The sequence below is a fragment of the Snodgrassella sp. W6238H11 genome, from assembly GCF_016100525.1.
In the GTDB taxonomy this organism is placed as follows: Bacteria; Pseudomonadota; Gammaproteobacteria; order Burkholderiales; family Neisseriaceae; genus Snodgrassella; species Snodgrassella alvi.
Genome location: NZ_JACFSH010000004.1, coordinates 129,971 through 150,532 on the forward strand (window position 1 = coordinate 129,971; position 20,562 = coordinate 150,532).

22 protein-coding genes are annotated in these 20,562 nt (G+C 42.4%); 20 read left to right on the forward strand and 2 right to left on the reverse strand.

The window, feature by feature from the left end:
- Genes H3V00_RS08615 through H3V00_RS08650 form a run of 8 tightly spaced genes read left to right on the forward strand, consistent with a single transcriptional unit; the run spans position 1 to position 8,217 of the window.
- Positions 1-603, forward strand: coding sequence for an outer membrane lipoprotein carrier protein LolA (locus H3V00_RS08615; RefSeq protein ID WP_078474300.1), 603 nt, complete (start codon positions 1-3; stop codon positions 601-603).
- Positions 587-2,935 (forward strand): MMPL family transporter, encoded by a 2,349-nt coding sequence (locus H3V00_RS08620; RefSeq protein WP_110413907.1) that lies wholly within the window; start codon positions 587-589, stop codon positions 2,933-2,935. Before H3V00_RS08615 ends, H3V00_RS08620 begins: the two co-directional genes overlap by 17 nt.
- Positions 2,922-4,175 carry an NAD(P)/FAD-dependent oxidoreductase gene (locus H3V00_RS08625; RefSeq protein WP_084551340.1) on the forward strand — a complete coding sequence of 418 codons (1,254 nt, stop codon included), beginning with the start codon at positions 2,922-2,924 and terminating at the stop codon, positions 4,173-4,175. The genes H3V00_RS08620 and H3V00_RS08625 overlap by 14 nt, the downstream gene beginning before the upstream one ends.
- Entirely contained in the window at positions 4,169-4,609 is a 441-nt protein-coding gene (locus tag H3V00_RS08630) for a hypothetical protein (RefSeq protein WP_198207594.1), read from the forward strand. The genes H3V00_RS08625 and H3V00_RS08630 overlap by 7 nt, the downstream gene beginning before the upstream one ends.
- A complete protein-coding gene (locus H3V00_RS08635; protein ID WP_198207592.1) occupies positions 4,602-5,822 on the forward strand; it encodes a beta-ketoacyl-ACP synthase in 1,221 nt (406 codons plus the stop codon). Before H3V00_RS08630 ends, H3V00_RS08635 begins: the two co-directional genes overlap by 8 nt.
- A complete protein-coding gene (locus tag H3V00_RS08640) occupies positions 5,803-6,270 on the forward strand; it encodes a hypothetical protein (RefSeq protein ID WP_078474304.1) in 468 nt (155 codons plus the stop codon). Before H3V00_RS08635 ends, H3V00_RS08640 begins: the two co-directional genes overlap by 20 nt.
- A complete protein-coding gene (fabG, locus tag H3V00_RS08645) occupies positions 6,263-6,997 on the forward strand; it encodes a 3-oxoacyl-ACP reductase FabG (RefSeq protein ID WP_370570104.1) in 735 nt (244 codons plus the stop codon). Before H3V00_RS08640 ends, fabG begins: the two co-directional genes overlap by 8 nt.
- On the forward strand, positions 6,991-8,217 hold the full coding sequence (locus H3V00_RS08650; protein WP_198207588.1) for a beta-ketoacyl-ACP synthase: 1,227 nt from the start codon (positions 6,991-6,993) through the stop codon (positions 8,215-8,217). The genes fabG and H3V00_RS08650 overlap by 7 nt, the downstream gene beginning before the upstream one ends.
- Here H3V00_RS08650 and H3V00_RS08655 read toward each other — a convergent pair.
- Complete coding sequence (locus H3V00_RS08655) at positions 8,201-8,845, reverse strand: 4'-phosphopantetheinyl transferase superfamily protein (protein WP_198207586.1); 645 nt, start codon at positions 8,843-8,845, stop codon at positions 8,201-8,203. The genes H3V00_RS08650 and H3V00_RS08655 overlap by 17 nt on opposite strands.
- Positions 8,846-8,878: 33 nt before the next feature.
- Here H3V00_RS08655 and H3V00_RS08660 point away from each other — a divergent pair, with 33 nt between their 5' ends.
- The 12 genes from H3V00_RS08660 (at position 8,879) to H3V00_RS08715 (ending at position 19,669) form a co-directional block, all read left to right on the forward strand.
- Positions 8,879-9,304, forward strand: a complete 426-nt coding sequence (locus H3V00_RS08660; RefSeq protein WP_198207584.1) for an excinuclease ATPase subunit — start codon at positions 8,879-8,881, stop codon at positions 9,302-9,304.
- Positions 9,305-9,543: 239 nt separating this feature from the next.
- Positions 9,544-11,334: a 2-isopropylmalate synthase gene (locus H3V00_RS08665; RefSeq protein WP_025330072.1), complete on the forward strand. Its 1,791-nt coding sequence runs from the start codon at positions 9,544-9,546 to the stop codon at positions 11,332-11,334.
- A gap of 480 nt (positions 11,335-11,814) precedes the next feature.
- Complete coding sequence (gene ureA / locus H3V00_RS08670; RefSeq protein ID WP_025330073.1) at positions 11,815-12,117, forward strand: urease subunit gamma; 303 nt, start codon at positions 11,815-11,817, stop codon at positions 12,115-12,117.
- A 91-nt stretch (positions 12,118-12,208) separates the two neighbouring features.
- Complete coding sequence (gene ureB, locus H3V00_RS08675; protein ID WP_084551343.1) at positions 12,209-12,523, forward strand: urease subunit beta; 315 nt, start codon at positions 12,209-12,211, stop codon at positions 12,521-12,523.
- 100 nt (positions 12,524-12,623) lie between these two features.
- The gene (ureC, locus tag H3V00_RS08680; protein ID WP_198207582.1) at positions 12,624-14,345 is read left to right on the forward strand and encodes an urease subunit alpha; all 1,722 of its coding nucleotides are present in this window, start codon (positions 12,624-12,626) and stop codon (positions 14,343-14,345) included.
- A gap of 20 nt (positions 14,346-14,365) precedes the next feature.
- Positions 14,366-14,866 carry a hypothetical protein gene (locus H3V00_RS08685; protein ID WP_084553261.1) on the forward strand — a complete coding sequence of 167 codons (501 nt, stop codon included), beginning with the start codon at positions 14,366-14,368 and terminating at the stop codon, positions 14,864-14,866.
- Complete coding sequence (gene ureE, locus H3V00_RS08690; protein ID WP_084548079.1) at positions 14,863-15,378, forward strand: urease accessory protein UreE; 516 nt, start codon at positions 14,863-14,865, stop codon at positions 15,376-15,378. Before H3V00_RS08685 ends, ureE begins: the two co-directional genes overlap by 4 nt.
- A 13-nt stretch (positions 15,379-15,391) precedes the next feature.
- Positions 15,392-16,111: an urease accessory protein UreF gene (locus H3V00_RS08695; RefSeq protein ID WP_198207580.1), complete on the forward strand. Its 720-nt coding sequence runs from the start codon at positions 15,392-15,394 to the stop codon at positions 16,109-16,111.
- Between the two features lie 22 nt (positions 16,112-16,133).
- Positions 16,134-16,691 (forward strand): HupE/UreJ family protein, encoded by a 558-nt coding sequence (locus H3V00_RS08700; RefSeq protein ID WP_084553258.1) that lies wholly within the window; start codon positions 16,134-16,136, stop codon positions 16,689-16,691.
- 151 nt (positions 16,692-16,842) lie between these two features.
- Positions 16,843-17,478, forward strand: a complete 636-nt coding sequence (ureG, locus tag H3V00_RS08705) for an urease accessory protein UreG (RefSeq protein WP_084553257.1) — start codon at positions 16,843-16,845, stop codon at positions 17,476-17,478.
- Positions 17,478-18,290, forward strand: coding sequence for an urease accessory protein UreD (locus H3V00_RS08710; protein ID WP_198207578.1), 813 nt, complete (start codon positions 17,478-17,480; stop codon positions 18,288-18,290). The genes ureG and H3V00_RS08710 overlap by 1 nt, the downstream gene beginning before the upstream one ends.
- 269 nt (positions 18,291-18,559) lie before the next feature.
- On the forward strand, positions 18,560-19,669 hold the full coding sequence (locus H3V00_RS08715; protein WP_078474245.1) for a hypothetical protein: 1,110 nt from the start codon (positions 18,560-18,562) through the stop codon (positions 19,667-19,669).
- A 100-nt stretch (positions 19,670-19,769) separates the two neighbouring features.
- On the opposite strand, the gene H3V00_RS08720 is transcribed toward H3V00_RS08715, so the two are convergent.
- Entirely contained in the window at positions 19,770-20,561 is a 792-nt protein-coding gene (locus H3V00_RS08720) for an MBL fold metallo-hydrolase (protein ID WP_078474246.1), read from the reverse strand.
- Position 20,562 lies beyond the last annotated feature (1 nt).

Sequence of the window (20,562 nt, forward strand, 5' to 3'; positions counted from 1 at the left end):
ATGTTGAGAAAAATTTTATTTATTTGCTGGTGTTGCCTGTTTAGTGGATTGTTATGGGCTTTTGATTTAACTGAGTTACAAAATCAATTGCAACGGCCGCAAAATATAAAAGGTGATTTCACGCAGCAGCGTTTTTTGCGTGGTACCAATAAACCCATTATTGCACAGGGACAGTTTGTACTGGTACCAAAAGCCGGCTTATTATGGCAGATGAAAAAACCTTTTGCAGATACCATGAGGGTGCGTAAATCAGGTATTGATCAGCTAAACGCCAATAATAAATGGATTGCCAGCAAACAATCAGCCAGTGCGCAAAAAAATCAGGTAAAGCTTTTTCTGGATCTGCTTGCCGGGCAAACCAATAGCATACAAAGCCAGTTTACTATGCAGTTGCAAGGTACTGCTCAAAACTGGAAATTACAATTACAGCCGAAAAGTGTATTGATGAAACAAATTTTCACCAGAATTGATATTCAGGGTGATGAGTCGGTGAAAAAAATTGTACTGTCTGAAGTGCAGGGCGATCGTACAGAAATTACATTTTCCGCTTTGAAAATTAATACAGCCCTGAACAGGTTTGAGCAAAATGCCGTTTTACCGTAAACGCGTCTGGGCTGGTCTTTATTTACTGCTGATATTTTTTGTGGCGGTAGCGTTATTTTATAGCTTTCTGCAACAGAATCGTCTGGATACTGATTTAACCAGCCTGTTGCCTGATGACGGGCAGAATACACAGGCACAGCAAATGGCTAAAATGCGCATGAATCAGCGCATGAACCGTGATATTGTGGTTTTAGTGGGCAGTAAATCGCCTGACAAGGCGGTTGAGGCGGCACAGATGATTCAGCAAAAATGGCAGGATAGTCATATATTCCAGTCTGTTACAGGTAAACTTGAGCCAGATATTGCCGCTTTGCAGGCCAGTATGCAACGACTGAGCCTGGCTGTCGTTTCAGAACAAAGCTGGCGCAATATTATCAATCAGCCTGAAGAAGCTTTTGCCAGACAGGCGCAAACACTCGTTAATCCGTTTGCTGAGCGTAGCATATTGCCTGTTGATCAGGACTGGCTCGGACTGGGTAACATCATTATGCATCAGGCCAGTCAGGACGGACCTGTTTATTATAATTTTCAGACGGGCTGGCTGAATATAGATGATGGTGATACTACATGGGTTTTACTACGGGCGCGTTTACCGGAAAAAGCCGGACTGATTAATGTACCAGATGGTCTTCTTAAAGTAATTCATGATACTCAGGCATCTCAGGATGTGCAGGTACTGATGGCTGGTGGTGCTATTTTTGCCGCAGAAAATAAAGCCACCGGAGAGAAGGAAAGCCAGTATATGAGTATACTGGGTATGGGCTTAACTTTTCTGCTGCTGTTGTTGCTTTTCCGCAGTCTGCGTATTTTATATTTATTACTTCCTCTGGCAGTAGGCATCTTATTTGGTCTGGCAGCTACCGTAATGCTCTTCGGACATATCCATATTCTCACTCTGGTAGTGGGAACCAGTTTGATGGGTGTATTGCTGGATTTTCCTTTGCACTGGCTGGCCAGTGGCGTGATTCAGCAGCAATGGAATCGCTGGCAGGCTTTACATATTGCAGCTAAAGCCTTTTTATTAAGTTTGATTATTACTTTACTGGGTTATGCGGCTTTACTGATTACACCTTTGCCGATATTGCAGCAGACGGCGATATTTTCTGCTGCTGCGCTGATTAGTGCATTTTTATTCAGCTTACTTTGTTTACCTGCATTTTTTTCTACTACTCAGGCATATATCTATCCTCAGGCTTTGAGTGCCATGTTGTCTTTCGGTAAATTTATCGTCCGCAAGAGGCAGATTATGGTACAGAAAAAATGGCCGGTATTACTGATTCTGCTGCTTATTGGCGGAGGCTTATTGCGGCTGAACACTCAGGATGATATCCGCCAGTGGGCCAATCTGTCACCACAATGGATGGCACAGGCACAAAAAATCGGTTTACTTACTCAGACGATGCCGTCCGGACAGTATTTTGTATTACAGGCAGATAATGATGATGAATTGTTACTGAAAAGTCGTACTCTGGGCAAATCATTACAGGATTTGGTTATACAAAAACAATTATCTGGTTTTCAGTCTCTTGATCAGTGGGTTATGCCGCTTAGCATCCAAAAGCAGCGCCAGCAGGATGTAAGTCGTCTGTCAAGCAATACAGATAACTGGCGTGATTTAGTTAATTTGGGCATAGATGATCACAGTATCCGGGATTATCTGACTGGTTTACAAAAACTACCTTTGCAAACAATTTCCCAAAGTCTTGATAATGAACTGGGAACCGCATGGCAGGATTTGTATCTGGGCAAAATGAGTAACGGAAAAGTTGCGGCTATTGTCAGTTTGTCAGGAGTAAGTCAGGTTACTGCTTTACAGAAGCTGGCCGATAAAAATAACGGTATTTATTTTGTTAATAATTTACAGGCATTAAATCAGTTATTTACACATACGCGAAATCAGGCAATTGCTTTGAAGATAGCTTCTTATCTGGTGGCCATCGTATTGCTGGCTTATGCTTTTGGCTGGCGTAAAGGACTTTTAATGCTGGCTGTACCTGTTCTGTCTTCATTAGCCTGTCTGGCTGTATTTGCTTATGCAGGCTGGCCATTGTCTTTATTTGCTATTTTTGGTCTGTTTCTGGTAACGGCAATAGGTATGGATTATGCAATCTATGTTTCCGTCAAACAGATGGCAGTAGCCGAACGTCTGGCCGGTGTATTGCTGGCTGCGACAACAACAATGATTTCGTTTGCTATTCTTGGTTTCAGCGCAACTCCGGCTATTGCCAGTTTTGGTCGCAGTGTTGCTCTTGGGGTATTTTTTAGCATGATACTGGCTCTGGCCTTGTTGCCCGGAGCCGATAACAGGGGGAGGTGTAATGAGTCAGTTTGATGTAGTAATAATTGGTGCCGGTCCGTCCGGAGCTATTGCCGGTGCTTTATTAAATAAAAAAGGTTATCGGGTTTGTGTACTTGAAAAACAAGTTTTTCCCCGGTTTGTGATTGGCGAAAGCCTGTTACCTCATTGCATGGAATTTATTGCAGAGGCCGGAATGCTGGAAGCAGTAAATGCAGGTGTTGACGATGGTTTCCAGTTTAAAAATGGTGCGGCATTTAGCTGGGGTAATCGCTATACCACTATAGATTTTACCGATAAATTTTCACCGGGTCCGGGTACTACCTTTCAGGTAATGCGGGGGCGTTTTGATCATATTCTTATTAGTGAAGCACAGAAACAGGGCGTAGAAGTTCGTTTTGAGCACAGTGTTAACGGGATTGAGTTTGAGGAGGATGCTGCTGTTCTGTCAGTAACGGATACACAGGGAATGCCTTATCAGATTCGGACGCAATTTGTGCTGGATGCCAGCGGATACGGACGGGTATTGGCAAAATTGCTTGATCTGGAACAGCCGTCTTTCTTGCCTGAACGCATGGCTTATTTTACTCATATTGATGATAATGTTACAGATCCGGTATTTGACCGTAACAAAATTCTGATATGTACCCATCCTGATTTACGTGATGTGTGGTTCTGGTTTATTCCGTTCAGTAACAATCGTACCTCTATTGGTGTGGTCGGCTTGCCGGAATGTCTGAACAATCATGGAGCAGAGGGAGCGGAGGCTATTTTACAAAAATTTGTCAGTGAAGTGCCAATGCTTAGACGCATTCTGGTCAATGCACAATGGCACAACGATGTACCATTCCGGACCTTACGCAATTATTCTGCTAACGTTAAAAGTCTGTATGGAAAACGCTTTGCTTTATTAGGAAATGCTTCAGAATTTCTTGATCCGGTTTTTTCATCCGGCGTAACGATTGCCATGCATTCGGCCAAACTGGCTACAGATGTGTTGCACCGGCAGTTTTCCGGAGAAACAGTAAACTGGCAGCAGGATTTTGCTGATAAATTACAGATAGGTATTAACACCTTTAAGACTTATGTCAATGGCTGGTATAGCACAGCTTTTCAGGATGTTATATATGCTGAAAAAATTAATCCTGAAATCAGACGCATGATAAGCTCTATTCTTGCCGGCTATGCATGGGATGAAACCAACCCTTATGTTATCAATTCAGAACGTCGTTTGGCTGTTCTGGCAGAAATTTGTGGTCAAGCCAAAATATGTTAAAGAATTTTGTTATTTGGCTGATGATGTTGTTTTGTCTGAGCGCCTGTCAAAGTTTACCTGTGATTGATTCGTTACCGGTATTGAAGCAAACGCTCACTTTGCAGGTTACAGATAAAAATGGCAGTAACAGTCTGCTGTTAATTGAACCGTTGTCGGAGCAGCAATGGCGGTTTGTACAGGTTGATGGTTTAGGTGCACCGATATCCAGACAGATTCTGCAACAGGGAAAATGGCATAATGACGGTTTTTTACCTCCTAATCCCAAAGCACGTCAGCTATTTACTGCTGTCTATGCTTATCTTGGTTATCAGTATCACTGGTCTGTACCTGCTGAACTGAATGATGTAAGAGTTTCTTCTGGTACAGATGGTATGGCTGCAGAAATAGAATGGCATAAACAGCATTGGAAAATCCGGGAGGTGACTGATGAATAAACCGGTTTTTCTAAGTCGTCCTGCTATGGTCAGTGCTTTGGGCTGTGGTGTACATGAGCATATAAGTGCTTTGCTGGGTGAAGCAGACAGTTATCTTACCCGTAGCGATTTCTGGGTAAATGGTAAATCATATTTATTCGGATCAGTCGAGACAGCATTAAGACCCTTTCCGGCCGGATTGAACCCGGATTTCTGTAGTCGTAATAATCAGTTGCTCTGGCACGCACTTTCACAGATTGAAGAAGACATTCAGGCTGCCATAACTGAATATGGGAACGATCGGGTAGCAGTTGTACTCGGTACATCGACAACTGGAAGTGATGATAACAGGGCCGCTATTGAGTATGGTTTTACGCGGCAGGACTGGGCAAACAGTGGTTATAATCAGACCTTGCAGTTAATGTCTTCACCGGCAGATTTTGTGGCTGAGATGTATCAGTTGCGTAATGTCCGCTATGGTATATCAACTGCCTGTACTTCAGGAGCACGAGCACTCATAAGTGCGGCACGGTTATTGCGTACTGGTATGTGCGACGCTGTAATTTGTGGCGGAGTAGATACTCTTTCGGCGCTGACTATTAATGGTTTTCATGCATTACAGGTATTATCTTCCGGGCAATGTCAGCCGTTTACCGCCATGCGCGATGGTATCAATATTGGTGAAGCAGCAGCTGTATTTGTAATGACCCGGAATCCGGCCAGAGGTCTGCCTCTATTAGGATATGGTTCAAGCAGTGATGCCTATCATATGTCCAGTCCGCGCCCTGATGCAGAAGGAGCCAGAAAAGTAATTCAGCAGGCTTTACTTAAAGCACAGTTGCCAGCCAGTGCTATTGGCTGGGTTAATCTGCATGGTACTGGCACTACTCAGAATGATGCTATGGAAGCGCTGGCTATTCATAACGAATTGGGTGAGGAAGTATCCTGTGCTTCAACTAAAGCACTTACTGGTCATACACTTGGGGCAGCAGGTGCACTCGAAGCAGCTTTCTTATGGACAGTAATCAGTCGCCAAATTAATCCTGATGGTAAATTACCCCCGCATCGGGCAAAAACAAATCTTGATCCCGAATTAGCATTCATTCATCTGACACAATTTCAGGAAGCATTCAATGCTGATAGTCCGCGCATAGCATTAAGTACTTCATTTGCTTTTGGTGGTAATAATACCGCACTGATTATGGGGAGCAATAATGCAAACCCCGATTTATGATGTGGCTTCCCTGCTGCCGCATAGTGGCAAAATGGTGTTACTGGATGAAATTGTAAATTACAATGAACATAGCTTAACAGCCTATGCATACGTAAAACCAAATCAGATCCTGGTAAAGGGAGAATGTCTTCATTCATGGGCAGCAATGGAAATCATGGCGCAGGGCGTAGCGGCATGGGCCGGAGCATTAGCTCATGATGCCGGTGAACCGGTGCGGCTAGGTTTCTTACTGGGAACAAGAAAGCTTCAACTTTATTTTTCAGCATTACCAGTACCCGTTATCTTGCAAATTAAAATTCATGCTTCTTTACAGGATACAAACGGCTTTGGTGTTTTTGACAGCCAGTTATGGTTGTGTGATGAAGCCAGAAATCCGAATCAGTTGCTGGCGGAAGCAGCACTTAATGTATACAGTCCTACTGAAAATGATCTAATACATGATGAATAATGATAAAACCATTCTGGTTACCGGTTCCGCACGCGGAATCGGCAGAGCAATCGCACTGACGCTGGCTCAGGCTGGCTGGGATATTGTACTGCATTGCCGCAGCCGGCGTGCTGATGCCGAAAAAGTAGCTGCTGAAATAGCGGCATTTGGCTCTCACAGCCGCATACTGACTTTTGATATCAGTGACCGGCAAGCCTGTCAGGAAGTTTTACTAAATGATATAGAACAGCATGGTGCTTATTATGGTGTGGTACTGAATGCTGGTATTACTCGTGATAACGCTTTTCCGGCACTAAGTAACGATGACTGGGATCAGGTGCTGGATACCAATCTGGATGGTTTTTTCAATGTACTGCATCCGCTGATGATGCCTATGATACGCCGGCGGAAAGCCGGGCGTATTGTTTGCGTTGCTTCTGTTTCCGGAATAATAGGTAATCGGGGACAGGTAAATTACAGTGCATCCAAAGCCGGTATGATTGGGGCAGCCAAGGCACTGGCAGTTGAGCTGGCCAGACGCAAAATTACTGTTAATTGTATAGCGCCCGGGCTGATCGAAACAGAAATGATTGATGAACATGTACCTGTTGCTGAGATTCTGAAGGCTATACCTATGAATCGTATGGGACGGGCAGAGGAAGTAGCCCATGCAGTAGCTTTTCTGGTATCAGAACAGGCTGCTTACATTACCCGGCAGGTGCTGGCTGTAAACGGAGGTTTATGTTGAGACGTGTTGTGATTACAGGCATGAGCGGTGTCAGCGCGCTGGGAAATGACTGGTCTACAGTTAAAAGCGGTTTGCTGGCTTATAAAAATAAAGTAGTCCGTATGGAAAGCTGGGATCGGTATCAGGATTTAAATACCAGACTGGCTGCGCCGGTGACAGACTATTCTCCTCCTGCACACTGGACGCGCAAACAACTGCGCAGTATGGGAAAAGTAGCCCAGATGTGTACACAGGCTGCTGAAAATGCACTGGCAGATGCAGGACTGCTCGGAGATGAGTCTATTAAGGACGGGCGGATGGGTGTAGCATGTGGTTCGTCTACAGGTAGTCCGCAGGATATTCGCGACATCAGCGAACTTGTTCTTAATGGCAGCTCTGCAAATTTTAATGCCAATACCTACGTACGTATAATGCCGCATACTACGGCTGCTAATCTGTCAATTTTCTTTGGTCTGACCGGAAGGGTGATTCCTACATCCAGTGCCTGTGCTTCAGGTAATCAGGCAATTGGTTATGCTTATGAAGCAATTAAATCTGGCAAAATTGATATGATGCTAGCCGGAGGTGGTGAGGAGTTATGTGTTTCTGAAGCTTTCGTGTTTGATTCGTTATATGCAACAAGTTTGCGTAATGAGACTCCGGAGCTATCACCAAGTCCTTATGATGCTGATCGTGATGGACTGGTTATTGGTGAAGGTGCAGGTATTCTTGTACTGGAAGAGTACGAAATGGCTAAAGCACGCGGAGCCAGAATTTATGCTGAAGTTGTGGGATTTGCCTGTACTAGTGATGGCTCGCACATCACCCGACCGGAACGTACAACAATGCGCCGTTGTATGCAGATGGCACTTGAAGATGCGCATCTGCCGGCTGCTGAAGTTGGTTATGTTAATGGTCACGGTACAGCAACTGAACAGGGAGATATTGCGGAAACTCTTGCTACGGCGGATGTATTCGGATACGTGCCGATCAGTTCGCAAAAAAGTTATCTTGGACATACTCTTGGCGCCTGCGGCGCACTGGAATCATGGTTTTCAATTCACATGATGAATGAAGGCTGGTTTGCACCAACTTTGAATCTCAATCAGATTGATAGCCGGTGCGGTGAGCTGGATTATATTGTCAATAAAGCCCGCGAAATTGATACAGAGTTTGTTATGAATAATAATTTTGCTTTCGGAGGGGTAAATTCATCTCTGATATTTAAACGGATGAGCTAACGGGCCATTGATGCCAGTTAAATTTGTAGTTATGCCAGCGACCAAATCCATAAGTACAATTTAACGGGGATGCCGAGCAGTCAGCAGGATAGACTACACTGATATGCCAGCAATTATCGACAATACAGCTGTATGCCTGAACCGGATTATCCAATGCCGGAATATAAATTCCATCATATCCGTCAGGTATTAAATTATATTGGTGCATATCAGATAACTGACCATGTCTGACTTTAATTAATGCTTCTTTAAGTGTCCATAACTGGTAAAAAGAGCAAGATAAATTCTGCTGTTCAAATAGCCATTTCTGTTCGTTATCTGTACAGCAGAGCTTTGCCAGTGATATAAAATCACGTTCCTGTGCATACTCCATATCAATACCTGGAATATGCTGTATTGAAGAACAGGCGATTAAACCGGCATAACCTTTCTTATGTGTTAGAGAAAGCTGTTTATAGAAAGCTGAAAGCTGCTGTTTCAAAAACCGGCTGCTTTGCCAGTCGGTACGCAGAGCTAAATGCGGATTTTTCTGTAAACGCTGTTTGTCTGCCTGATCCAGTTTCAGGTTATTGTATTGTCCGGAGACTTCGGATGATGCAAGCAAAATCAGACAATCTTGATTCATCATGTAGTACACTTCATTAATTAAAAGGAGTAAGGAATGAAAAAGTTTTCTAAAGTAATAACGCTGGCAGCATTGCTGGCTTGTGTGTCTGCTGCTTATGCACGTGATGATAAATTGCTTTTGTCTATTCAGGATGCAATTAATGCACCGGAAGCTGCACAGGTATTGAATCCGAAAATAAAAGTTTATTTTGCTCAGAGTTCCGGACGGGTAGTGCGTGCCGGTCTGGTTAGCAACCGTAAAACCAATAGTGTAGGCAAAACAGATGAAGAAGCCTGCCGTTGGGCATTTCTATCTGCTGTAAAACAGCTACAGGAACAGGCCGTTGCTCATAAAGCCAGTAAAGTAACCAATATTGTCAGCTATTATAAGAAAAACAGTATGGCTAGTACAAAAGAATATGAGTGTCATGTCGGCGGAGTGGTTGCAGGTGTTGCTCTGAAAGGGGATCTGGCAAATTAAAATCACAGCTGTTTGCCATACAACCGCCATTTATCTGAATAAAAGATAAACCGGCGGTTTTTTATCACAAGTATAAACTCAAAAATAATTATCTCTCTTTTGTCTAAAATGTCTAAATAAAATTATTCTATTAAGAAAAATAGAAATTTAACTTGCTTTAATGTCTAATTTTACGTATATTAGCTTAACGGAATATATTGTAGCACAATAAAATGAGTAAATTGGACAAAAGGTCAGTTATGCAATTGAATATAGACCGCTTAATTGCCTATTTTGGTGGCGTCAATGCTTTGGCAGAAGCACTCAAACAACATTATCCAGATAATGCTGCTTCTACAGCTGCTATTTATAAATGGCGTAAGCGTGGTTCATTACCATTAAATCAGTTACAAAAAATTATTCTAATGGCTGAGAAACAAAATAAGCCGCTGGATATCAATGCATTTATGCAACACAATAACACTACCTTGGAGAGACCAAGAATGACCAGTACCAATAATCGAGTCATTATATTTGACACCACTCTGCGCGATGGAGAACAGTCGCCGGGTGCAGCCATGACCAAAGAAGAAAAAATCCGCATCGCACGCCAGTTGGAGAAGTTAGGTGTAGATGTCATTGAGGCAGGATTTGCTGCTGCCAGTCCGGGTGATTTCGATGCTATTCACAGTATTGCCGAAATTATTCAGAATGCAACGGTATGTTCACTGTCACGAGCTAATGAACGAGATGTACGTAAGGCCGGCGAAGCCATTGCACCGGCAAAGCGCAAACGCATTCATACTTTTATTGCTACCAGCCCGTTGCATATGGAACATAAACTGCGCATGAAACCGCAACAGGTTAAAGAAACCGCAGTTAAAGCAGTAAAAATTGCACGCGAATATACTGATGATGTGGAGTTTTCCTGCGAAGATGCATTGCGCAGTGATATCAATTTTCTTGCCGAGATTTGTCAGGCAGTTATTGAGGCAGGTGCTACTACCATCAATATTCCGGATACAGTGGGTTATGCCATTCCTTTTCAGACTGAGGCATTTTTCCGTGAATTGATTCAGAAAACACCCGGCAGTGATAAGGTTATCTGGTCGGCACACTGTCATAATGATCTGGGGCTGGCCGTAGGAAACTCACTGGCCGCCGTAAGCGGAGGTGCACGACAGGTAGAGTGTACTATTAATGGTCTGGGTGAACGGGCAGGTAATGCCAGTCTGGAAGAAGTAGTAATGGCACTGAAGACCCGTCACGACATTTTTGGTCTGGAAACCAATATTGATACCACACAAATTGTTCCTACCTCAAAAATGGTTTCTACAGTTACCGGGTATCCTGTCCAGCCAAATAAAGCCATTGTAGGCGCTAATGCTTTCGCCCATGAGTCCGGTATCCATCAGGATGGAGTGCTGAAATGCCGCGAAACTTATGAAATCATGTCGGCTGAATCAGTAGGCTGGAGTACAAACCGGCTTACACTGGGTAAACTTTCCGGTCGTAATGCTTTCCGGACTAAATTACAGGAGCTGGGTATCGAGCTGGATAGTGAAGAAGCACTGAATGCAGCCTTTGCCCGCTTTAAAGAGCTGGCAGATAAAAAACGTGAAATTTTTGATGAAGACTTGCATGCGCTGGTTTCAGATGAGCTGGTTAGCCGTGCACCGGATCGTTACAAATATGTATCTCTGAGTATTCACAGTGAAACCGGAGAAGAGCCGGTAGCAGAAATTGTTTTTAATCTGGACGGAAACGAAAAACGGGCTAGCGGTCATGGTTCAGGACCGATAGATGCGGTATTCAAAGCCATTGAGTCTAAAGTTAACAGTTCTGCCGATTTACAGCTTTATTCGGTAAATGCGATTACTGCTGGCCCTGAAAGTCAAGGTGAAGTAACCGTGCGTTTATCACGCGAAGGCTATATAGTTAATGGCCAGGGAGCTGATACCGATATTCTCGTCGCCAGTGCCAAAGCTTATTTGTCTGCTTTGAATAAGCTGGATAGTCAGCCGCGGATTAAAGCTCAGGGGGTGATTTAATCAGTGTAAAGCAAGTTAAAAGACTTAAAAATTAAATATTTTAAAATGCCTGCTTCTGTTACGGTATAAGTAATCAGAACAGGCATTTTTATATAAGGATTTACGATTTAACTGTACAAACTGTTTTATTTAAGTTTATTATGTTTTTATAACATTTGTTTAATAAATTTAAGTTTAAATAAGCATTTTGAAAGCTAATTTTTTAACTCAAATTTAATCAGATTATGAAATACATAAAACATTTTTTATGGTCAAGTGCCATATTTACTATTCCTATAACAAATGCTTTTGCGAATGTGGATGAAAATAGTACCACCTATAAAACTGGCTCCATCTTAGGAAGAATATTTTTAATTATTTTTCTAAGTCTGATCATTTATAAAATTTATCAATATTATAAAGATAGATAAATCTATCTAAGATATATAATAAAGTCATATAAAATTAATTCATCAATCCAATAATTTACAGAGAGAAACTATGCACTTAACCAGTCGTGAACAGGAAAAACTGATGCTGTTTCTGGCAGGAGAACTTGCGGCCAAACGCCGGGCGCGGGGAGTAAAACTAAACTATCCGGAAGCGATAGCTTATATCAGCAGCCAGCTACAAGAAGCTGCACGGGATGGTATGAGCGTGGCCGAACTTATGCAGTACGGAGCAACACTGCTCACCACTGCTGATGTTATGGAAGGTGTTGCCGATATGGTAGATGAAGTCCAGATTGAAGCTACTTTTCCGGACGGTACAAAGCTGGTTACCGTACATCAGCCTATCCGATGAAAAAAACGTCAGTTATTCTGAGATTAGCTGCAGGCGATTTATTATTAAACAGCAAATAATATCTGCTCAAAACAAATTCAGGAGAAATAGCATGATTCCGGGAGAATATATTCTGGCCGCAGATGACATCATGGCCAATCAGAACCGCCGTACAATGACCATTGTTGTCATTAATCGTGGTGACCGTCCGATACAAGTGGGTTCCCACTATCATTTTTATGAAACCAATCCGGCACTTGATTTTGATCGGGAGCAGACACGCGGCATGCGTCTGAATGTTCCTTCCGGTAACGCAGTCCGATTTGAACCCGGAGAATCGAAAACGGTTGAACTGACGGAATTTGGCGGGTACAAAAAAATATTTGGTTTTCATAATGCCATAAATGGCAGCGTAAACAGTGAATAATTTATCCGTCTGAGCAATAACAGATTGATATATATTCTGATTAATAGCAAAAATAACTTACCGAAAATCGATACAAATTATTTAGACAGAGAAACCAGCTATGAGCCTGAAAATTTCCCGCCGGCAATATGTTGCTACTTACGGACCAACAGTAGGCGATAAAGTACGTTTGGGTGATACCGAATTATTTGCAGAAGTAGAGCGTGATTTGCTTACATATGGTGACGAAGGAAAATTCGGTGGTGGTAAATCCATCCGGGACGGAATGGCACAGTCTGCTACAGCAACGCGCAGTAATGGAAATGTGCTTGATATGGTTATCACCAATGTACTGATAATCGACTATTGGGGCATTGTAAAAGCTGATATTGGTATTCGTGACGGCAAAATTGTTGCTGTAGGTCAGTCAGGTAATCCGGATACAATGGACGGAGTGCACCCCGGGATGATTATTGGTGCTGCTACCGAAGTGCATAATGGCGCCAACCTGATCGCGACCGCAGGCGGGATTGATACCCATATTCACTTTATTTCTCCGCAACAGATTACTCATGCCATCGAATCGGGTATTACTACCATGATTGGCGGTGGTACCGGTCCGGCCGATGGTACCAATGCCACCACAGTCACACCGGGCGCATGGCATATTCAGAAAATGTTACAGGCTGCTGAACAAGCGCCGGTTAACCTTGGTTTTTTCGGCAAAGGTAACTGTGGGACTCCGGAGCCGCTGCGTGAACAGATAAATGCCGGAGCACTTGGGTTAAAAATCCATGAAGACTGGGGTGCTACAGCCGCCGTCATCGATGCATCATTACGGGTGGCCGATGAGATGGACGTACAGGTGGCAATTCATACTGATACGCTGAATGAAGGCGGTTTTCTTGAAGATACCATGCGGGCAATTAATGGCCGTGTAATCCATACCTTTCATACTGAAGGTGCAGGTGGCGGGCATGCTCCGGATATTATTAAGGCTGCGATGTATCCGAATGTATTACCGGCTTCCACCAATCCTACCCGTCCGTTTACAGTTAATACCATAGACGAACATCTGGATATGCTGATGGTGTGCCATCATCTGGATAAAAGTGTAGCAGAAGATGTGGCGTTTGCTGATTCACGAATTCGTCCTGAAACCATTGCTGCCGAAGATATTTTGCATGATATGGGTGTATTTTCGATTATGAGTTCAGATTCGCAGGCTATGGGCAGAGTGGCAGAAGTCATTCTGCGAACATGGCAAACTGCCGATAAAATGAAACAGCAGCGCGGACGTCTGACCGAAGAAACAGGTGCGAATGACAATTTCCGTATTAAGCGATATCTGGCGAAATACACCATTAATCCGGCTATTGCTCAGGGTATCAGTGATTATGTCGGCTCAATTGAAGCAGGTAAAATTGCCGATTTGGTTCTGTGGAAACCGGCATTTTTTGGAGTTAAGCCGGAAATTATTATCAAGGGCGGCAGCATCAGTTATGCACGTATGGGTGATCCGAATGCCTCGATTCCGACTCCGCAGCCAGTCATTTACCGGCCGATGTTTGGCGCGCTGGGGCGTGCTGTTCAAGATACTGCCGTGTTATTTGTCTCTCAGGCAGGAGTGGATAATGATATTCGCAAAAAATACGGTTTATCTAAACAGACTCTGCCAGTGCATAATTGCCGTGCAATCGGTAAAAAAGACCTGATTCACAATAATGCTATGCCGGAAATCAGCGTAAATCCGGAAACTTATGAAGTGCAGGTGAATGGCGAACATATTACCTGTAAACCAGTAAATAGAGTGGCTTTGGCGCAGCGATATTTTCTGTTTTGATTTTATAGGAATCGAAATTTATGGAAATTTTCTATATATTTATGAAATCATGTTTAGAAATTAATTCTGAATGTAAAAAAATATTTTTTAAAAGTATTAAATTATCAACAGTGACTTTGATATTGTACAGTGATCCAGTTTGGACTCAAATAATTATTATGTTAAGTGATAAGCTGAGACTAAACAGTATTTATTTTGTATCAATAATTTTATTTTTGTTTTCGATAATATTTAATTTTTTGTTTAATTTAAATACAAATAAATCACATGTCATTAATCTGGATTTAATAAAACTCCTGAAAAAAAGTGTATTCAATTTATATATTGTTTTTTTTGCCACTTTAAATAATACGTTTATATGGTCATTGAAAAATTTTTCTGAAATTGATAATTTTTTAATTATAAGTGTCAAAATTTTTATTATTGGGGTAATTGGTGCTATTTCTTTTAATGCAATTGATTTTTTAATTAATCAATTTGAAGCTCGTTCTGAGCAAAATAACGAATTAAGCTTAAAATGAATCTAATTATCCAAACCATTATCGGCAATCTGCAAACACTTACACAGGAGAAGCAGATTACTACTCAGATGCTGGATACTGTCTGCCTGCAATGGTTTGAAGCAGACCGGCGCATTATCCGTACTACAACTGCCGGCGGGCGCGAAATTGCTTTTCGCCTGCTGAAAGAGGGGCAGCGACTGCATCATGATGATGTGGTTTATCTGGATAAACAGCTGGTCATTGCAGTGCAAATCGAGCCAAGTGAAGTCATGGTACTTGCTCCGCAAACTTTGCCGGAAATGGCACGTGCCTGCTATGAAATCGGCAATAAACACACACCATTGTTTCTGGATGGTAATGAATTACTGTTGCCGTTTGATAAACCTTTATTTGAGTGGCTGCAGGCTGCCGGATTTGCACCGACACGTCAGCAACGAAGATTAAGTGAACAGTTGCGGGCTAATTCAGCGCCGGGTATCGGTGCAGGACACAGCCATAGCCATGATATAACCGGTCATCACCATCATTAATGAATTGCACTATATGTCCGGCTTAGACCGAAAAATTGATATTGAAACACTGACACGTGCAGGATTATTGCTGCAACTGGCCGACCCGACGCTGCCAATCGGTAGTTTTAACCATTCCGGAGGGCTGGAGACTTTTGTTCAGCAGGGCATTATTTATGATGCTGTTACACTGAAAGCATTTGCTGAAACACAGCTAAAGCAAAATTGGTTACATAATGATGGTGCTTATATGTCTCTGGCTTATACTGCTGCTACTGAACATAATCTGAATGCCCTGATATCTCTGGACAGGCAGATAGGGGCGACAAAAATTGCACGTGAATTACGGGAAAGCAGTTATAAGCTCGGCATACGTCTGCTGAAAATTTTTGCACCACATACCAGCGCAGCAATAGTGGCTTCCTATCAGGCTGCGTTAACAGCACAGCAGGTACGCGGGTTTTACCCGCTGGTATTTGGATTACTTGCTGCGTCCCTGCAACTGGATAAAGCGGCAGCATTGCAGGCATTTTATTACAATGCCGTAATAGGTTTAATTACCAACGGGGTTAAGCTGATACCGCTGAGCCAGATGGCCGGACAGGAAATGTTAATTGAATTGCATGCAGTAATAGCTCATATCGTTATTGCAAGTATGCAACCGCAACAACAGCAACTTGGCGCTACAACACTGGCAACGGACATTCGGGCAATGCAGCACGAGCGTTTGTATAGCCGTTTGTATATGAGTTAATGTCTCAACACTGGAGGAAAACATGAAAAAAATATTTGCTTTGTTATTATTAACCCCGGCATTTGCCTTTGCTCATCCCGGACACCTTACCGAAGGCTGGATGGCAGGTGTTCAGCATCCGCTCAGTGGCTGGGATCATCTGCTGGCTATGGTAGCAGTGGGTTTATGGGCGGCAACTTTTCAGGGTAAAGCACGCTGGCTGATTCCTGTTACTTTTGTCAGTGTGATGACTGCTGGATTTGTGATGGGAGCACAGGATATCCGAATACCAATGCTGGAGCAGGGGATTGCCGTTTCCGTACTGGTATTGGGGCTAGCTGCGGCCTGGCTGAAAAAAGTACCGGCTGGTGCTGCTATGCTGCTGGTTGGCTTGTTTGCTTTGTTTCATGGTATTGCACATGGTGCCGAAATGGGCTCACATGGTGCATTCAGTTATGCCTGTGGCTTTATTATTGCAACGGCGGTTTTGCATGCCATCGGATTTGCACTGGGTACTGTAATGAGTAAACATCAGTGGGTATTACGTTTTACCGGCAGCGTGATTGGTCTGATTGGTTTCGGTATGCTGTTTGCAGGCTGATAACAATACCCGGATAAAATCAGTTCAGACAGAAATGGCTTCTGAACTGATTGTTTAATAAACAAGCTGTTCTGTCTGAATAGAAGCAGCTGAGTTAGTCGTGAAATACTGTATCAATCCGAATAAACGGAATCGATGCAGAAGGAACACCATGCGTGAATACATTAAAATCGGCGTTGCCGGTCCGGTAGGTTCCGGTAAAACTGCATTGATTGAAAAACTTACCCGTCATATGACTAAGGAATATAGTATTGCGGTGATTACCAATGATATCTATACGCAGGAAGATGCTGAATTTCTGACCAAAAACAGCCTGTTGCCACCAGAACGAATTATGGGCGTAGAAACCGGTGGCTGTCCGCATACTGCCATTCGTGAAGATGCCAGTATGAATCTGGAAGCAGTAGATGAAATGACAGCACGCTTTCCAGATATTCAGATAGTATTTATCGAAAGTGGCGGTGATAATCTTTCAGCTACTTTCAGCCCTGATCTGGCTGATGTTACGCTGTTTGTTATTGATGTGGCGCAGGGAGAAAAAATTCCGCGCAAAGGCGGACCGGGTATTACCCGTTCTGATTTGCTGGTTATCAATAAAACTGATTTAGCGCCGTATGTAGGTGCCAGCCTTGAAGTGATGCAGCATGATGCACAGCGTATGCGAAAAGGGCAGCCATTTGTATTTACCAATCTGATGGCAGAGGAAGGTATTAACACTGTAATCAAATGGATTAAAAAATACGCCTTACTTGAGAACACAGACGAACCAGCCGGTCTGATACGTTAATGCACAGCCGCTTACATCTATCTACTCAGCTAAACCGGCACGGACAGACTACCTTTGCCAGTTGCTTTTATACACCACCGCTGAAAATTCTGCCTTTACCGCAAATGATATCACCGGTATGGTCGCAGGCTTTGCCGGCGATACAGATGAGTTCATCACCGGGATTACTGGCAGGGGATAGTATCGATATTGGCATAGAACTGGCTGAGCAAACCCAATTGTATTTGTTTACTCAGGCATTTACCCGTGTGCAATCCATGCCGGCTGCTACGGAAGCACAGCAGCATACCCGTATCTGCTTGCATGAACACAGCCGGCTATGCTATCTGCCTCATCCTTTGGTATTGCATCGTGATGCAGCTTTAACACAAACCATGCACATTACTCTGGCAGATAACTGTCAGCTCATTCTAGGTGAAATCATAGCCTGCGGGCGCGTGCTTAATCAGGAAAGCTGGGATTTTCGCTATCTGTCTTCACGCATTAACATTGATTACCGGCAACAGGCATTGCTTAATGACAATATATACTGGCAGCCAAACCAGCAGCCATTGAATGTACTGGGACAGATGGAGCAATATACCCATCAGGCTTGTCTTTATTATGTCAATACCGCTGCCAGCAAAAACGAAATCCAGCAACTGGTTAACGAAATCTATTCTGCACTACAGCCAGACTGGCCGTTAGAAAATAATCAATATCTGTGGGGGATTACTCAGTCGGCCGATTGTGCTTTATGTATACGTGCATTAGGGTTGAGCGCAGAAACATTACAGCAGATATTAGAACAAACAACACATTATTTAAGTTAATACAATCTTATATTTATCCGGATAATGATTAAAATGAACTAATGCTATTGTTAATTTTTTAATAATTTTTGTATAAATATTTTTTATTTTTGGATAATATAGTTAATAGAGAAATTTATTTTAGTAAATTGTGTATAACTCTGTATCTGAATCAGTAATTATTAAAAATAATTGTTTTACTTAGTTTTATTCAGAGCTGTCATTAATTTTTGTGATTCTGATATAGACAATAATAGTTATCATAATTAAATGTGGACAGGATGCGGTCTATGGCTTACTACACCGAAATTTTTACTCCGGAAACATATCAGGCTTTTACTCAATCAGATCGAACGATTGATGGTTTTTATGAACGACATAAAGAGGTTGCGAAACGGGTTAAAGCCGGAGATATTTTAGTTTGTTATGTTACCCGCATCTCTCGCTGGTGTGGTTTACTTGAAATACTAGATAACGAACCGTTTAGGGCTATTAAACCTGATTTTGTAGAAACAGACGATCAGCATGTTTTGTGTTTTCATGTACGACCAAAAGTATGGTTATCCTTACCTGATTCAATCCCAATTCGTGACGATAAAATCTGGCAGCATCTTTCTTTTACTCAGTCATATCCTAAAAATAGTAGTATCTGGACCGGTATTCTGCGAAACAGTTTAAATAAACTTAATGATAAAGACGGAGAGTTATTGGCAGAGATGCTATCGATGCAGGCTAATAATCCTTTTCCATATCCTTTAGATGAAAAAGAGTTGAAAAACTTAAAAAAACATACTGTGAATCGTGTAGATAAGGTCGTTCAAGTTTCTGTGCCTGAAAATGATGAATCTATAGATGATAATGAAGGCAGTCAAAATAATGATGTTCGTGAATCAATTAAAATGCAGGCATTACTGGCTCAGATAGGAGCTTGTATGGGACATCGAATTTGGTTACCTAAGGCAGATCGCAGCAGAGTCTTAAAAGAATGGAACAAAGGTACCGAAGCTTTATTGGACAGATTACCGCTTAATTATGATGAAGCGACAATAAGTACGATTGAACAAATAGATGTTATTTGGTTAAAAGGGCGTTCAATTGTTCGGGCGTTCGAAGTAGAGCATACGACTTCGGTTTATTCAGGTTTATTAAGAATGGCCGATTTACTTGCACTGCAACCGAATATGAATATCAAATTACATATTGTTGCACCCGATTACCGACAGGAAAAGGTTTTTCAGGAAATACTCAGACCGGTGTTTTCTCTATTGGAAAAAGGTCCTTTATCTGAAAGTTGTAGTTATATTTCTTATAGTAAGCTGAAAGAACTAAGTAAACAAAAGCATTTAGACAGAATGAATGATGGGGTATTGGATGATTATGATGAACAAGCAGAATTGTAATTTTGATTTATTTTTCAAAATTTAAATTGATGATTTTTATAATTAAAATATAGTAAAAATTTATTATTAGTAATGTTAAGATATTTATGATAAAAGTATATTAATAATAGCTGCTTACAATTAAACCATCATAAGCCGGTGCGGAGTTTTTGGGGCAGCAATGCTTGAGTGCGTGATATTCCTGATTATGAGTCATATGAATAAAGTAAGTTTGTCTGGCATTGATACGCTTAGCATAAGTAAAAGCTTGTTCAGTACTCAGATGACTTGGATATGGGGTATCCATCAGGCAATCAAGAAAGAGATAATCCAGCCCGTTTAAGTACGCAAATATAGATTCATCTATATGGTTAAGATCGGTAAACCAGGCGATGTTGCCAATACGAAAGGCACTGGTTGTCCAACTACCATGCGGCACACCGAAGTGCCATACAGGTACACCTTCAATAGTCAGAACGCTATTTTTACCTTGATTCAATGGCAGTTCATATGCACGTAATACCGGCCGGTTCCAATGGTTATTCTGTTCCAGAAAGGCATAATCGAAACGGTTCTGAATATTGGACAAGGTGTCATGGTGTCCGTAAATAGGAATAGCTGCGCGTTGTCTGTAGCAGAATGCACGCAAATCATCAATGCCGTTAAGGTGGTCTGCATGTGGATGAGTATAAAGCACCCCATCGATACGCTGCAGTTTATGTTGTAAGGCCTGATGGTAAAAATCAGTTCCAGTATCAATTTGCCAGTATTGTTTACCAATCTGTACATGTGCACTGCAACGGGTACGCCGGTTTTTGGGATCTGTGCTGGTACATGCAGGACAGTCACACCCAATAACCGGTGTACCGGATGAGCTGCCGCAGCCAAGTACAGTAACGGTAATCTGTGTCATG

Coding starts and splice junctions, on each gene's coding strand:
- ureC (WP_198207582.1), top strand. CDS start 12,624: ATGAGCCTGAAAATTTCCCGCCGGCAATATGTTGCTACTTACGGACCA.
- H3V00_RS08695 (WP_198207580.1), top strand. CDS start 15,392: ATGTCCGGCTTAGACCGAAAAATTGATATTGAAACACTGACACGTGCA.
- H3V00_RS08710 (WP_198207578.1), top strand. CDS start 17,478: ATGCACAGCCGCTTACATCTATCTACTCAGCTAAACCGGCACGGACAG.
- H3V00_RS08715 (WP_078474245.1), top strand. CDS start 18,560: ATGGCTTACTACACCGAAATTTTTACTCCGGAAACATATCAGGCTTTT.
- fabG (WP_370570104.1), top strand. CDS start 6,263: ATGAATAATGATAAAACCATTCTGGTTACCGGTTCCGCACGCGGAATC.
- ureA (WP_025330073.1), top strand. CDS start 11,815: ATGCACTTAACCAGTCGTGAACAGGAAAAACTGATGCTGTTTCTGGCA.
- H3V00_RS08660 (WP_198207584.1), top strand. CDS start 8,879: ATGAAAAAGTTTTCTAAAGTAATAACGCTGGCAGCATTGCTGGCTTGT.
- ureE (WP_084548079.1), top strand. CDS start 14,863: ATGAATCTAATTATCCAAACCATTATCGGCAATCTGCAAACACTTACA.
- H3V00_RS08665 (WP_025330072.1), top strand. CDS start 9,544: ATGCAATTGAATATAGACCGCTTAATTGCCTATTTTGGTGGCGTCAAT.
- H3V00_RS08625 (WP_084551340.1), top strand. CDS start 2,922: ATGAGTCAGTTTGATGTAGTAATAATTGGTGCCGGTCCGTCCGGAGCT.
- H3V00_RS08630 (WP_198207594.1), top strand. CDS start 4,169: ATGTTAAAGAATTTTGTTATTTGGCTGATGATGTTGTTTTGTCTGAGC.
- H3V00_RS08620 (WP_110413907.1), top strand. CDS start 587: ATGCCGTTTTACCGTAAACGCGTCTGGGCTGGTCTTTATTTACTGCTG.
- H3V00_RS08635 (WP_198207592.1), top strand. CDS start 4,602: ATGAATAAACCGGTTTTTCTAAGTCGTCCTGCTATGGTCAGTGCTTTG.
- H3V00_RS08685 (WP_084553261.1), top strand. CDS start 14,366: ATGGAAATTTTCTATATATTTATGAAATCATGTTTAGAAATTAATTCT.
- H3V00_RS08650 (WP_198207588.1), top strand. CDS start 6,991: ATGTTGAGACGTGTTGTGATTACAGGCATGAGCGGTGTCAGCGCGCTG.
- H3V00_RS08700 (WP_084553258.1), top strand. CDS start 16,134: ATGAAAAAAATATTTGCTTTGTTATTATTAACCCCGGCATTTGCCTTT.
- H3V00_RS08720 (WP_078474246.1), bottom strand. CDS start 20,561: ATGACACAGATTACCGTTACTGTACTTGGCTGCGGCAGCTCATCCGGT.
- H3V00_RS08615 (WP_078474300.1), top strand. CDS start 1: ATGTTGAGAAAAATTTTATTTATTTGCTGGTGTTGCCTGTTTAGTGGA.
- ureG (WP_084553257.1), top strand. CDS start 16,843: ATGCGTGAATACATTAAAATCGGCGTTGCCGGTCCGGTAGGTTCCGGT.
- H3V00_RS08640 (WP_078474304.1), top strand. CDS start 5,803: ATGCAAACCCCGATTTATGATGTGGCTTCCCTGCTGCCGCATAGTGGC.
- ureB (WP_084551343.1), top strand. CDS start 12,209: ATGATTCCGGGAGAATATATTCTGGCCGCAGATGACATCATGGCCAAT.
- H3V00_RS08655 (WP_198207586.1), bottom strand. CDS start 8,845: ATGATGAATCAAGATTGTCTGATTTTGCTTGCATCATCCGAAGTCTCC.